We start from the raw sequence: 12,927 nt of genomic DNA, 5'->3' as shown, positions 1-12,927 counted from the left end.
TCGGCCTTCTGGCTCCGCACGGCCTTGATGGTCAGTATCCCGTCGCGCACGGTGATGTCGACGTCCTTTGCCGGGTCGATGCCGGGAATCTCGGCGCGAAGTTCGTAGCGGTTTTGCTTCGTCTCGTCCTCGAGACGAAGGAAGTTGCGGTCGAACAGCGGACGCAGACCGGCGAACAGGGGAGAGCCGGTGAACAGTTCCGCAAGGTCGGGCATCAGGGTCCGCGGCTGGCGCTGCGCAGGCAGAGTTGCCATCATCAATCTCCTAAGTCGTTGTACACCTTGTAATTTCGATCTAACCACCACTACGAACCGACTGTAAGTACCGCGTTCGGAGTTGTCGCAGCGTTCATTGTTCGTTCTGATTAACGGCGACGCCAATCACAGCCGAAGCGTTCGAAGAACTGCTGACACCGGGCGGGGCTGTTCGCCGCTCTGGCATTCGAGCTCCTTCCGTTATGGCGGCGTTCTGTCCACGCGGCTTCGGCCGAATGCTGCCCGGGTGTCGTTGGGATTGACGCGTCAGTCGACGCTGACCGCGTCAAAAATATTGAGTCGGGCCGCGCGAGTCCGGGTGGTACCGAGCCGAGCAGGTGAATTACGAGAGGACCAACGCTGACTCCGATCCTCGCCGGAGTGGTGCGATATCCGACGTCGGTGCTGAGGACGCTCGTCAGGGCACCTCGACCTCCAGCAGTACGCATAACGCGCGAGAGGTCTGCGCCCGCTTCGGCCCTGGTACGTTCGGCCACTATGAGGCGGATCCAGCGCTACGACCTGCTGTCGCTCGGCTACGACGTCGTCACCGGACCGGTCCATCGGCAGCACCGGATCGACGCAGTGGAGCTCCTGCAATTGCGGGCCGGCCAGACGGTGCTCGACGTGCCGTGCGGTACGGGTACAAACTTCCAGTTCCTGAATCTCGGCGTCGGCCGAACCGGCCAGATCGTGGGCTGCGATTACTCGCCCGGCATGCTTGCGAGGGCTTGCGCCAAGGTCGAGAAGGCAGGATGGGACCACGTCAAGCTGATCGAAACCGACGCGCGACTCATCACGCGTGATCTGTTGGGAACTACCAAGATTGACGCGGTGATCTGCATGCTCGGCATGTCCGTCATGCCCGATTGGGAGCTCGTCTTCGAGCGCACGTACGACTTGCTCGAGCCGGGTGGCCGCTACGTCATGCTGGACCTCTTTCTCGACGGAAAGCGAACGACCCGGTTCGCCGACGCCTACTACAGAGTTGTTGTGAATGCAGACTCGACCCGCCGCTTCTGGGAGCCACTCGAAGCTTGCGTCCCCGACTTTGAGGCCCACGAGGAGCCGTGCGTCGGAGGGGTCGTGCTCACCGTCGCAGGTACCAAGCCAATTGACTGACGACGCAATACTTCACACGAACGCGGGAAACGCGCCGTCGAGCGACTCGGCGACAGGGACGTAGAGTGGGCACCCCTTTATGCCGGGTTTCCCGCCTCTACTCGGCTGCTACTCGCCGAGTCGCCGGGGCTCAGTCGACACTGACCGCCTCGATGATATTGACCCGGGCCGCGCGAACCGCCGGCGGTATGGAGCCGAGGAGGCAAACCAGCACAGCACCCAGCCCGATGGCGATCATCGCGGGACTGGCGTGGTAGGTCACGTCGATGCTGAGGACGTTGGTCAGTGCGATGGAAGTCAGATATTGGATCGCCGCGCCGAGTATCAGCCCCAAGAGCCCGCCGATAATTCCGACGCCGGCCGCCTCGGCCAGGATGGCCTTGAGGGTGAAGCGGCGGGTCGCTCCTATCGCACGCAAAACACCGATCTCGCGACGCCTGTCCAGGACCGAAAGCATTAGAGTATTCAGCAATGTGACTGCCGATACCACGACGACGATCCACGCGATGATTCTGATTATGGCGGTCACCTGAGTGAGCGCACTGCCAACGCCCGCCAGTGCGTCATCGCCGGAGAACACAAAGGCGTCCTTGGAAACAACATTGCGTATCGCCGCCTGTACCGACTGCGGATCGGCGCCGGGCGACACGCTGATTTCCAGGTAGGAAGCACCGGGCCGCAAGAACCATTCTTGCATCGTTTTGAGGCTCATCGCGACGGTGCCGGTGAGGCCCGAGAAGTACGGGACAAGGTCCAGCACCTGCACGCGACGCTCGCCGGTTGGGGTCTGCAACACGATTTCGTCACCAGTGGAGACACCCATCGCACGACCAAGGTCGCGCGAAAGCGCGACGCCGTCTCCCGCAAGTAATTTGTCGCGATCGCGCGCCGACATCGACTTATAGATGTCCTGATGAGAACCGGGTGCGATCCCAAGCATCATCACCCTGGTGCCGCTCACTGTGGCGAACGCCATTTGGCCCTCCACAACGCGTTCCACGCCGGGCACTGCCCATATCTTGGACTCGGTATCTGGTGGCAGTAGCGTGCTGGAGTAGCCGGTGGCGGCGGCTGCGGAGTTGACCCACACGTCGGCGTCCCGGACCGACGAAAACGAGGCGACCGTCGAGTCGACGGCGTTGCCGGTGGCTCCGGTGGCAGCAACGGTTGTGACCACGGCCGTCAGCACTGTCATCATGGCCACCCACGTCCGTTGGGGCGCACGCTCGATGGTGGCGGCGCCGACGACGCCTGCGGCGCCGAAGATCCGGGTGACAGCGGCCGCGCAGCGGATGAGGGGACCCGAGAACGCAAAGCAGATCGCGCTGGCCCCGACGAACGCCAGGGCGATAGCGGCCACCGCGGTACGACCAAGGTCGGCGCACACGATTAGGGTTGTCGCGGCCACCAGGATCGCGCCGGCGATGCCTGCGGCGATCCGAAGCCGACGCGTACCGGCCTCCGACGACGCGGCGCCGCTCGGTGCCAACGCTTCGACCGGAGCGACACTGTGCACTTGCCGCGCCGCCAGCGCCGAGGCGGTCACGCTCGCTACCACACACGCCGCGATGGCAAGGGGCACGACGGAGGGCGCCAGAACATACTCGATGCGCGCCTCCAGCGACTGCACCATCGTCGACGGCAAACTGCCAATGGCGATGTGGCCGATGACAACTCCGCATAACGAACCGATCGCGCCGCCGATAATGCCCAGCAGGGCCGCCTCGGCAAGCATTTCGGACATGATTGTTCGGCGCAGGCCACCGAGCGCACGCATCGTCGAGATGATGGGGCGACGCTGGGCGATGGCAATGCTCATGGCGTTGTAACTCAGGAACGCGGCGACAACCAACGAAACCGACGCGGCCAAAAGCGTCATGGTCTGCAGAACGGCGAATGAACTACTAGCCTGCGCGGCGCGAAAGCTCGGTGTGGCCACCACAGCCCGTCCGTCTGCGGCCTTGGTCACCGCGGATCGAACCTGGTCGACGTTCACACCCGGTTTGGTGAAGAGCAGGATCGAGTCAAGCCGATGCTCTCGGCCCGAGATCTGCTGCGCGAGCGCAAGCGGTGCTATCACGAAATGCCCGCCGTTCAAGCGTCGCGCCGCGGGACCGTCGACCACTGCAATTGCGGTGACCCTCGTCGATGCGACATCGAACTGATCACCTCTGGCGACGCCGATGCCCGCACCGACGAGCACACCGTTGGGCGCCGAGGCCGGTGGGATCTCGTCCTTGAGCTGATCGCGGATCGCGGTCTCCAGATCAGAATGCAGGGCGGAGATGTTCGGGCCGACCCCGACCAGAAGGGCGCGGTCCGAGTTCGCGGTCGTTGGCATGCGCATGAGCGGCACCGCTGCGGTGACGTTCTCGACCGCTGCGACGGTATCGAACAACGACTGGTCGAATCCGTCGTCGGTGACACCGGAAACCTCGAGATCGGCATCGCCGCCGATGCTGGTGGCGAGCCGATTGATGGATCCGGTGATCGAGCCCGAGACGCCGAGCACCGCGACGAGCAGTGCGGCAGAGACCGAAACCACTGCCACCGAGGCCAGTGCACGCCCCCAATGCGTCCGCAGTTCGCGGATGTTGAGCAGCCTCAGACGGCTGAATGAAGCGGAAAGCAAAACGCTACACCGGGTTTGCCGCGTGTGTCCAGGAACGTGAGTGCGGCGTGAGCGCGTCGGATGGTCGATGGCCGTTGTGCACCCTGTACAGGACGTCGGTCTGCGCGATGTCCCGCCGACCTGCCGCGTGCCGCCCGCTTCGTGGCGTCTCGGCGGTGAGCTCATCCGATCTCAGCGCGCCGTCCTGCAACGTGATGACACGGTCGGTCTCCGCGGCCGCCTCCAGGTTGTGTGTCACCATGACTACTGCTCGGCGGACGCCAGCGTCGTGCGCGACGCTTTGCAGCAGTTCCAGAATCGCCGCCCCTGTGGCCGAATCCAGGTTGCCGGTCGGCTCGTCCGCCAAGATCAGCGGAGGATCCATCATCAACGCCCGCGCGACGGCCACCCGCTGCATCTGCCCGCCGGACAACTCGGCAGGACGGTGATCCACGCGATTGCCGAGTCCGACGAGTTTCAACAGACGGACGGCGTCCGGCCTGACTTGGCGCAGCTGTGCTCCATCGAGCAGCCTGGGGATCGCCACGTTCTCCCACGCCGTCAAGGTCGGCAAGAGATTGAAGAACTGGAAGACGAAGCCCACCTTGCGGCGGCGAAACGTCGATTGCTGGTCGTCAGTCATCCTCGCGATCTCGACGCCGTCGAAGCGGATCGAACCCGAATCGGGCGAATCCAACGCACCGAGGAGGTGCAACAATGTGCTCTTGCCCGCGCCGGAGGGACCCACGACCGAGGTGAATTGTCCGCCGTTGATCTGCAGGGTGAGCCCATCCAAGGCCCGAACCGTCTGTCCGCCCGCCCGGTATTCCCGCACGACGTCGGTCAGTTCCACACTCAGTGACACCTCATCGCCTCCGCTGCTGCAGGTAGCGGCAGTCGACGAGCATGCGGCACATCGTCATCAGTTGGGCAGGTATCCCGAACCTGGAAAACTTCTCTCGGCGAAGCAGGCCCGAATCTTTTGGCCAACCTTCCGATTCCCCTCCGCCGCGACAGCCAGCGTCGACGAGACGTGTGCATACACGGGTTGATGGTTTAGTCCACCCATGTATGTGAAGGGCGGTGTGTTGGCGAGTGGATCAACGGGCAGGCCAAGAATGTTTCGCACGACTTTGTAAACAGGCGCATCCAGGATCGACACAAAGTGCTCGACGTTCTCGCGAATTGCCGCGGCGGACACGACTCGCATCACTTGCAGCTGTATGGGCGCCAGTTTGCGGCGGTATCGACGTGGAACAGTTGCGGTTGCGCCATCCCAGCATCTATCAAGGTCATCAATCCCGTGGTACCGCATTACGTCGTCGGTAGCGATAATCGTCGGGGTTCTTGTGCTGTCAGACAGATCGACAAGCGTCTTGAGACCGGCCGGCGAGTTCCGGATCATGCGGAGTACACCTGCCGGCGCCCCGACCTGTCGGTCTACAGCGAGGAAGAAGAGACTGCTCTCCTCGTACGGCGCGTATTCTCCCGTCAACATAGCGGGGTCGTTGCCGAACGATTCATAGAAGACCTCGCGCTCGATCTGCCGAGCTATGTTCGCAAAACGATCAGAACCCTCGATCTCGAAACATACGAATCGGTCGGCGGTCGCGATGCACTTTGTGCTAAGAAATTCTTGCGTGAGCTCGTTCGTCTCGCACTCTGTCAGATCGTAGACATACTGACGCGGCAAGCGAATCGGTCGCTGCATGTCTGACTTGTCAGACATTCTTGCAGACGATCTCTGATGTGTTGAAGAAATCTTCAGTGAGCCCCCAGCTCTCCCGGTGAATCCCGACTGCCCAGCCATACTCGTCACCGCGGTGCGTCGCGGGCGGAGTGAGTGCCTTCATATGTCCAGGACCTTTGCGCGTGATGAGGTGTTTCCTGATCTGCTCGTGGCTGACGGCGGCGAGGGAAGTCACTCTCAATCACCAACCGTTGCTGCCGGTAGATGGGCGGTGCAAGGTCGCTCAATTCGCGGTGCTCCCACCTGTCAACACGTGTGGTCAGGAAGCCAGAAGGCTGGACTACAGAAGGATGCCAGCCAGCGCGAAGCGACGCAAACCGGGGCAAGACGATCCGGCCCGGGCCTCGACGGTGGCGCAATCCGGTGACTAGAGCAAGCCCGCCTGCCGGACGAACGGCGGCGCCAGGTGAAAGATAGCCCAGCGCCTCGAGCATGGGAGTCCTAGTTGTTGCCGCCCGGCGCCGCCGACCAGCGAGAACGCGTTAACCCACTGTTCTGGAATCGCGGGTTCGAACACTGTCAGCCAGATACCTAAACTAAAAACCAGGGTCTGACCAGCTGCGATCTGGTGGCCCGCAGATGCGACGACGCGGCGCTTGGACCATTTTGGGACTACAGGTCCCGCGACAGCAGATGCGCCGATTAGACGGTGCGCAGCTGTGACGACTCGGGCCTTGGGACCATTGGGCACACCAGTGCCGCCGTAGCGGGTCGCCTTCGTGCGTAGCGGACTGGTGGCCCTGGACGACTAGGTCCTGGTGTTTCGGTCGGCTGAGACGGAATGAGCGGCAGCATGCCATTGCGCCTGAGCGGCCCCATAGGTCGGACACCTCGAGACTTTCGATGACCGCCAGCGACCTTGCGGCGCAAATAATTCGGCGATGTCGGCGGCATACTGGTCAGTGTGTCGTGAAGCGGGCTGAAAACCTCGTCCACGTGCATCCACCGAACGGCCGCTGATCGGCCGGGTCAGACGGTTGCAGATACCCACGCTGGGTTTCGCTGCACGCGCGTGGTCGCGGCTCCGAATACAGCGACGGCCACGGCACCCACGACCGCGCTGACGAACGCCACTGCCACCAGCCAGCCCAGCCCGCGTTCAGCGGTGTCACCAAGCAGCACCACGCCAGTGATACCAGGCACCACTGTGTCACCGACGACAAGAGTAGCGGCGGCACCGTTTACCGAACCGAGCTGCAGCGCCACAGTAAACAGGTAGAAGCCGCCCAGCCCGGCGATAACGATCGTCCAGAACGCCGGGTCGGCCAGCAGAATGCCCAGCCGAAGCGGATCGACACCGTCGAGCACCCGCACCGCGACAGCCATCGCCCCCCACAGAACCCCAGCGATCAGGCCGGCTGCGACTGCGGCGCGGGCACCGAGCAGGCGGATCAGACCGACTCCGCCTAACAGGATCAGCACCGGCGCCGACAGTAAGCCCCAGTGCGCGGCTGGCTCCAAGGTGGCCTCACCGCGGTGACCGGCGGCAACTCCCAACACACACAGCGACACGACAACCGTGACGATGGCCACCCAGTCGCGGGTGTACAGGCGCACGCCGAGCACCGCGACGCCGAGCACGGCGGTGACGACAAGGTCGGCGCTGATGATTGTCTGTGAGAGAAACAGCGGAATAAGCCGGGCCGAGACGACGCTTCCCGCGAGCGCGACGACATCGAGCACCGTCCCGGCAATGAACGCGGGGGTCAGCGCAGCGCCGATGGTCGCACCTAGCGTTGGGCCACCGGTCGCGGTGACCGCGACACTTTTCCCGCGGCCCGACGCTCCAGTAGCGGAACTACGCGTGCCGTAGGCCTGCAGGACCGACGCAGCCCCGTAGCCGACGCAGGCCAGCACTGCTGCCGCCACACCGATCAGCACCAGCCGTTCCTGTCTCGGTGATCGCGCGTGGCGCCGCGGGGCATTCCCCGCGCCGCAGTTCGGCCACAGATGGTTGTAGGGCTCAACACGATTTCAGCATTCGCTTCTGCAGTGTCTCATTGTCGACTGAACAACGGTGCCGCGCCGTGCAGGTTGCGCGGTCGAGCACTCAGTTGGGCCGTAAATCCTGTAGGCTGCAAGATCTGGTTTTACTACACCACGTAGTAGGTCCTAGCCGGTGCGGGGAACGGAGGTGCGACGGCTGCGGTGTTTCCTGGACCTGCTCAGGGCGTTGTGGGTGGTGGCTGGAAGGTGGCTGCACCGTGGCGTCGGCCGCTGCGGTACCTGCCGGCGGAAGCGTTGCTAGCGCTGTATCGGCGGCGTGGCCCGGTGATCAACGCCGGGGTTGGCGGTTACGGTTACGTCTTTCTGCTGGGCGGTGAGGCCAACAAGTTCGTGTTCGCCAATTCATCGGCATTCAGCTGGTGGGAGGCGTTTCAGCTGTTCGTCCCGGTCGACGGGCCGACGGCGCTGATCGTGAGCGACGGAGCCGATCACCGTCGCCGTCGCAGTCTCGTGCAGCCCGCAATGCATCGTCGGCAGGTCCAGCAATACGTTCAGACCATGGTGGCGAATGCCGACGCCGTCATCGACACGTGGTACCGCGGGCAGAGACTGGACGTCCACCAGCAGTTCCGCTCGGCGGTCATGCGCAGCATCGTGGAATCGGTGTTCGGCCAGCGCATGGGCGAGCACGCCGACTTCCTCGGCGAGCAACTGCAGCCCCTGCTGGATCTGGCTCATTTGCCCCCGCAGGTGATGGAGTGGCAGCAGCGGGTTCGATCACCCGCATGGCGGCGGGCGATGGCTGCTCGGGCGCGTGTCGACGACCTGGTCTATTCCGAGATCGAGCGGGCCCGCACCCACAGCACAGCCGATGACCACGTGCTGACCATGTTGGTCAATGGTCGCACCGAGGGTGGCGAGACATTGAGCGACGCTGAGGTTCGCGATCAGGTGGTCTCGCTCATTGCCGATGGCTACGAGGCGACGAGCGCCGCCATGGCCTGGGCGATCTATGCGCTGCTGAGCACTCCGGGTGCGTGGGGCGCCGCGGCCGCCGAGGTTCGGAGAATCCTCGGTGGCGGTCTGCCTGGCGCCGCCGATCTCAAGGCCCTGACTTACATCAACGGCGTCGTACACGAGACATTGCGGCTCTACACACCGGCAGTGGTCTCCGCCCGCAAGGTGATGCGTGACCTCTGGTTCGACGGACATCGCATCCGTGCTGGACGCCTGCTGTTGTTCAGCCCGTATGTCACCCACCGGCTACCCGAGCTTTGGCCCGAGCCACTGCAGTTCCGGCCAGAGCGGTGGGATCCCGACACGCCGCGCTATCGCAAACCCGCACCGCACGAGTTCCTCCCGTTCGGCGGAGGTCTCCACAAGTGCATTGGATCGGTCTTTGCGACCACCGAGATGACGGTGATGCTCGCGCGTCTGGTAGCTAGGACCTCTCTGCGGCTGCCTGTTCAACGCATCCGCGCGAGCAACTTCGTCGCCATGCGCCCACGGCCGGGACTAACCGTTGAACTCATGGAACAACCGGTTAGATCGAAGTTGCGGTGACGAGGGTGGCGGGGCGGCCCACCAGCGTGATCGTCGATGGTTAGTACGCGGGAGCTCTGCTGTCGCCCCGTCGGATCAAACCGCCGCGCGCACATGCACTTTCACCGCGGCAGCCACCAGCTCAGGGTCATCGCACATCGGGAAGTGGTTGCCGTGGTGCACCGTTACCCGGTGCGCCCCCGGGGACAGCCCCTTCCACCGCCGCTGGAAGCGCAGTGGATCGTTGAGCTGGCCGAAGATGGTCAGCAGCGGCCCGTCCGACAACGGTCCGCGCAGCCCGGCGTCGACCTCGGCGTAGACGTCGTTGGCGAAGCGGGCATCCAGAAAGTAGCCGTGCCAAGCGCGCCTCGCCGAGTTGTCGATACCGGCACGGAAGACCGCCCGATCCGCGCCGCTCCAATGCCGACCGACCCCGAAGCCGGTTGCGGTCAGACGAGGAAGCCAGCCTGTGGCCGCGTCGAGTTCCGTTGCGGGGCCGCTGCCCATGACGGCGAGCATGCCGCAGAACAGCGGTCCGGCGGGTTTCCACGCGAAGCAGTTGACGGCTACCAGGGTGGCGACGCGATCCGCGCGTCTGCTCGTCGCCAACAATGCGGCAGGGCCGCCGAGGTCGTGAGCGACCACCGTGACGTCGCGCAGTTCCAGTGTCTCCACCACGGCTGTCACCGCATCGCCGGCTTCGGCGATCGTTGGCGTCGATTCGGTGCGAATCACTACGTCCTAGACGAGGAGCATCCAAGGCCACACATCGAAAATCGTTCTGTAGGCGCATCAACACGTCACGCCAGAGGAAGCTCCAGGCGCCAACGTGGACGAACAACAATGCCGGGCCCTCGCCGATATCGGTGACCGCAATGCGACCGGTGTTGTGGTCGGTCGAGGGCGTAGGTGGGCCACGGCCATGCCGATGACGGCAGCCAGCTTGGACGCGGCATGACGGAGAGCGTTTTCATGGCGATATACCTTTCGTCTCGAGTGTCGGAGAGATTCGGTTAGACGACCGATACATGCAACGACATAAACTGTTTGATCCCAAGAAGTTTGAATGCCAGTCGCTGGGCGGGCCGAAGGCCGCACGAACGAGGGGCGCGGCGTCACGGGTGTCGAGGAATGTGGGTCGGACCGCGTGATACGCGATGCCGCGTTGATGTGTCCAACATTCGCCGGCCGCAGTCACGTTGCGGGCCCAGTCGGACTGGTTGCCGAAGGTGAGCGGAATGAGGGCGACGCCGTCGTTCACCGACCGCCACCTTCGGACCCGTGGTGAGCGATGACATCTCCGCGTCGCTGGTCGTTGTGCCGACTCTGCTTACCGCCAAGGTCGCGCTGATGCCGAACATCTGCTTTCCCGTCGCCGATGTGCGCGACGTTGCCGACATCCACGTCCGTGCGATGACCGATCCGGCCGCCGCGGACGAGCGCTTCATCGTCTGCTGTGACGGGGGCCCGATCACGATGGCCGAAGCCGCCTACATCCTGCGGGACTGGACCGGTGTCAACTCGCTCATCAAGGCAGCGCTTCATCGATCGGTCGCGGCGAGAAGCCGAAACGGTCTTGGCCTTGCGGTTGGACGCGTGCCGAACATCACCGATGACGGGCGGCTCTCCACCGCGGGAGGCCTCGTCCGTACCGGGCTTGTGCCTGCACCGCTTCCCGACTGGGCCGTGGATCGCCCCGTGGCGGCATTAGGAAAGGGTGAGAACAGGCCCGACCTCGGCGTTCCGCCCCACGGGGCGCGTCGGTCCGGGTTACGGTGCTCTTGGTTGAGTGAACAGCCTCACTGAAGGCGCGATCGGCGCATCGGCCGTTGCCTACTCGACGATGGACTAGTCAATGCTTGTTGTGCACGAGCCTGCCGCATCCGGTTTGCCTGCCGGGCAGCCTGTTCACAGGTCGGTGATCAGCCTCGGTCGTGCGTGTGTCACGGCGTTCGACTCCAGCTGGGTGACGGTGATCGCGCTCACGGGGGAGATCGACGCGCTGAACGGCGCGCGCGTGGCGACCTGCCTGCACGGGTTCGTCCGGGGCGACCGTGCACTGGTACTGGACTGTTCGGATCTTGATTTCCTCGCCGTCGACAGTCTGCCGGGGCTGTTCGCCCTTGGTGAGAGATGCGACCGGCTCGGCGCCGACTGGGCCCTGGTCACCAGCCACTCTGTGCGCCGCTTGCTGCGCGTCGGAGATCGCGAGCATCGGCTGCCTGCGGTCGGCTCGATGGTGGAGGTGTTGCAGCGGTTCCGAATCGCCACGCGTAGGCGGGGATGACCGGGTGTCGTCGCCTGAAGCGCGGCGGTCAGCTCAGCGCGGACTTGGCCTCGGCGAGGTTGTCCGCGGCGAGCACCAGGCGGGTGTTGGTCGCCAGGTAGGCCGTGGTCAGGTTGACGTTCGCTTTGCCGAGTTTGCGTGCGACCTCGCCCAGCGCGCCCGGCCGGTCCTCCATGGGTAGCACGATCACTTCCTGCTCGGCGGCGATCTGGATGCCGGCGCGTTGCAGCGCCTCGAATGCCGGAGTCGGATCATGCACGAGAATGTGGACCTCGGCTTGCCCTCCTCCGCTGGTGAGTGCGCAAAGTCCGGCGATATTCGCCCCCGCCGTGCCGAGGACGTCCCCGACTCGCGCCAGCTCGCCGGGCCGGTCGTCGAGATAAAGCGTCAGGTCGGTCGCCATGTCACGCTCCTTTCGCGACTGATGGTCGCGGTGTGGCGGCCAGGGCTGTGCTCACAGCCCCACGCTATCCCGGTCAACGGTGCCGGTGCGGGGGATTTGCGGGAGGCGGCCGCGGCCTCGTCGTCGAATGCGCTGCCGGCGCGGCGGGTATAGTACAACTGACTGGTTATATTGCCTAAGTTTCGATCGGATTGTTCGATCACCAATCAGCTGAGGAGATGAGCGGATGCCGTCATTGGGTTCGGCGAGGACCGAGGGTGACAGCTGGGATCTGGCGTCCAGTGTGGGAGCGACCGCCACGATGGTGGCGGCGTCGCGGGCGTTGGCCTCTCGGGGGCCCGACCCCCTGCTGGACGACCGGTTCGCCGAGCCGCTCGTCCGGGCCGTCGGTCATGACTTCTTCAACCGTTTGATCGACGGTGAGATCCGCCCGGCCGAGGACGACTCGGCCTTCAACGAACAGCAGATGCGCGAACAGATCGCCGTGCGTACCCGATTCTTCGACAGGTTCTTCATGGACGCCACCGCGGCGGGGCTGCGTCAGGCGGTGATCCTGGCGGCCGGGCTCGACGCCCGCGCGTACCGGTTGCCGTGGCCGCAGGGCACCGTCGTGTTCGAGGTTGACCAGCCGCAGGTGGTGGAGTTCAAGACCAGGACGTTGTCCGGGTTGGGTGCCGAACCGGGCGTCGATCGCCGAGCGGTGGGGATCGACCTGCGCGATGACTGGCCGGCGGCGCTTCGTGACCGCGGTTTGGACACCACGGCGCCCACGGCGTGGATCGCCGAGGGGTTGCTCGTGTACCTGCCCCCAGACGCCCAGGACCGATTGTTTGACCGCATCACCGCGCTCAGCGCGCCCGGCAGTCGACTGGCCACCGAGCACATCCCCGACATGGGTGCGTTCCGCGACGACCGGGCGGCGGCGTGGCGGGCGCGGTGGCGCCGGTACGGCTTGGACATCGATGTCGCGGAGCTGGTCTGGGACGGCGAGCGCAGCCACGTGACGGACTA

10 protein-coding genes and 2 pseudogenes are annotated in these 12,927 nt (G+C 64.6%); 5 read left to right on the top strand and 7 right to left on the bottom strand.

What is annotated here, in order from left to right:
• A pseudogene (locus VKI00_RS03720) lies at positions 1-257 on the bottom strand (Hsp20/alpha crystallin family protein); the annotation flags it as partial.
• A 495-nt stretch (positions 258-752) separates the two neighbouring features.
• On the opposite strand from VKI00_RS03720, the gene VKI00_RS03715 reads away from it, so the two are divergent.
• The gene (locus tag VKI00_RS03715; protein ID WP_324435490.1) at positions 753-1,376 is read left to right on the top strand and encodes a class I SAM-dependent methyltransferase; all 624 of its coding nucleotides are present in this window, start codon (positions 753-755) and stop codon (positions 1,374-1,376) included.
• A 130-nt stretch (positions 1,377-1,506) separates the two neighbouring features.
• Here VKI00_RS03715 and VKI00_RS03710 read toward each other — a convergent pair whose 3' ends face one another.
• From VKI00_RS03710 to VKI00_RS03695, 4 genes and pseudogenes are all read right to left on the bottom strand, one after another.
• Positions 1,507-3,927, bottom strand: coding sequence for an FtsX-like permease family protein (locus VKI00_RS03710; protein WP_324435488.1), 2,421 nt, complete (start codon positions 3,925-3,927; stop codon positions 1,507-1,509).
• Positions 3,928-4,165: 238 nt separating this feature from the next.
• A pseudogene (locus VKI00_RS03705) lies at positions 4,166-4,846 on the bottom strand (ABC transporter ATP-binding protein); the annotation flags it as partial.
• Between the two features lie 63 nt (positions 4,847-4,909).
• Complete coding sequence (locus VKI00_RS03700; protein ID WP_324435486.1) at positions 4,910-5,716, bottom strand: hypothetical protein; 807 nt, start codon at positions 5,714-5,716, stop codon at positions 4,910-4,912.
• 990 nt (positions 5,717-6,706) lie between these two features.
• The gene (locus VKI00_RS03695; RefSeq protein WP_324435484.1) at positions 6,707-7,618 is read right to left on the bottom strand and encodes a hypothetical protein; all 912 of its coding nucleotides are present in this window, start codon (positions 7,616-7,618) and stop codon (positions 6,707-6,709) included.
• A gap of 336 nt (positions 7,619-7,954) precedes the next feature.
• On the opposite strand from VKI00_RS03695, the gene VKI00_RS03690 reads away from it, so the two are divergent.
• Positions 7,955-9,247: a cytochrome P450 gene (locus VKI00_RS03690; RefSeq protein ID WP_324435492.1), complete on the top strand. Its 1,293-nt coding sequence runs from the start codon at positions 7,955-7,957 to the stop codon at positions 9,245-9,247.
• 75 nt (positions 9,248-9,322) lie between these two features.
• On the opposite strand, the gene VKI00_RS03685 is transcribed toward VKI00_RS03690, so the two are convergent.
• Positions 9,323-9,961 (bottom strand): alpha/beta hydrolase, encoded by a 639-nt coding sequence (locus VKI00_RS03685; protein WP_324435482.1) that lies wholly within the window; start codon positions 9,959-9,961, stop codon positions 9,323-9,325.
• Positions 9,962-10,507: 546 nt separating this feature from the next.
• Between VKI00_RS03685 and VKI00_RS03680 the strand changes: the two genes are divergently transcribed.
• Positions 10,508-11,032, top strand: a complete 525-nt coding sequence (locus VKI00_RS03680; RefSeq protein ID WP_324435480.1) for a hypothetical protein — start codon at positions 10,508-10,510, stop codon at positions 11,030-11,032.
• A gap of 160 nt (positions 11,033-11,192) precedes the next feature.
• Complete coding sequence (locus tag VKI00_RS03675; RefSeq protein WP_324435478.1) at positions 11,193-11,513, top strand: STAS domain-containing protein; 321 nt, start codon at positions 11,193-11,195, stop codon at positions 11,511-11,513.
• A 28-nt stretch (positions 11,514-11,541) separates the two neighbouring features.
• On the opposite strand, the gene VKI00_RS03670 is transcribed toward VKI00_RS03675, so the two are convergent.
• On the bottom strand, positions 11,542-11,916 hold the full coding sequence (locus tag VKI00_RS03670) for an amino acid-binding protein (protein WP_324435476.1): 375 nt from the start codon (positions 11,914-11,916) through the stop codon (positions 11,542-11,544).
• Positions 11,917-12,142: 226 nt separating this feature from the next.
• Here VKI00_RS03670 and VKI00_RS03665 point away from each other — a divergent pair.
• On the top strand, positions 12,143-12,927 hold a 785-nt coding region (locus VKI00_RS03665; protein ID WP_324435474.1), incomplete at its 3' end, for a class I SAM-dependent methyltransferase.

Source organism: Mycobacterium sp., from assembly GCF_035314665.1.
Taxonomy (GTDB): Bacteria; Actinomycetota; Actinomycetes; order Mycobacteriales; family Mycobacteriaceae; genus Mycobacterium.
The sequence above is the reverse complement of the archived record's forward strand: the minus strand, read 5'-3'. Positions and strand labels throughout refer to the sequence as shown.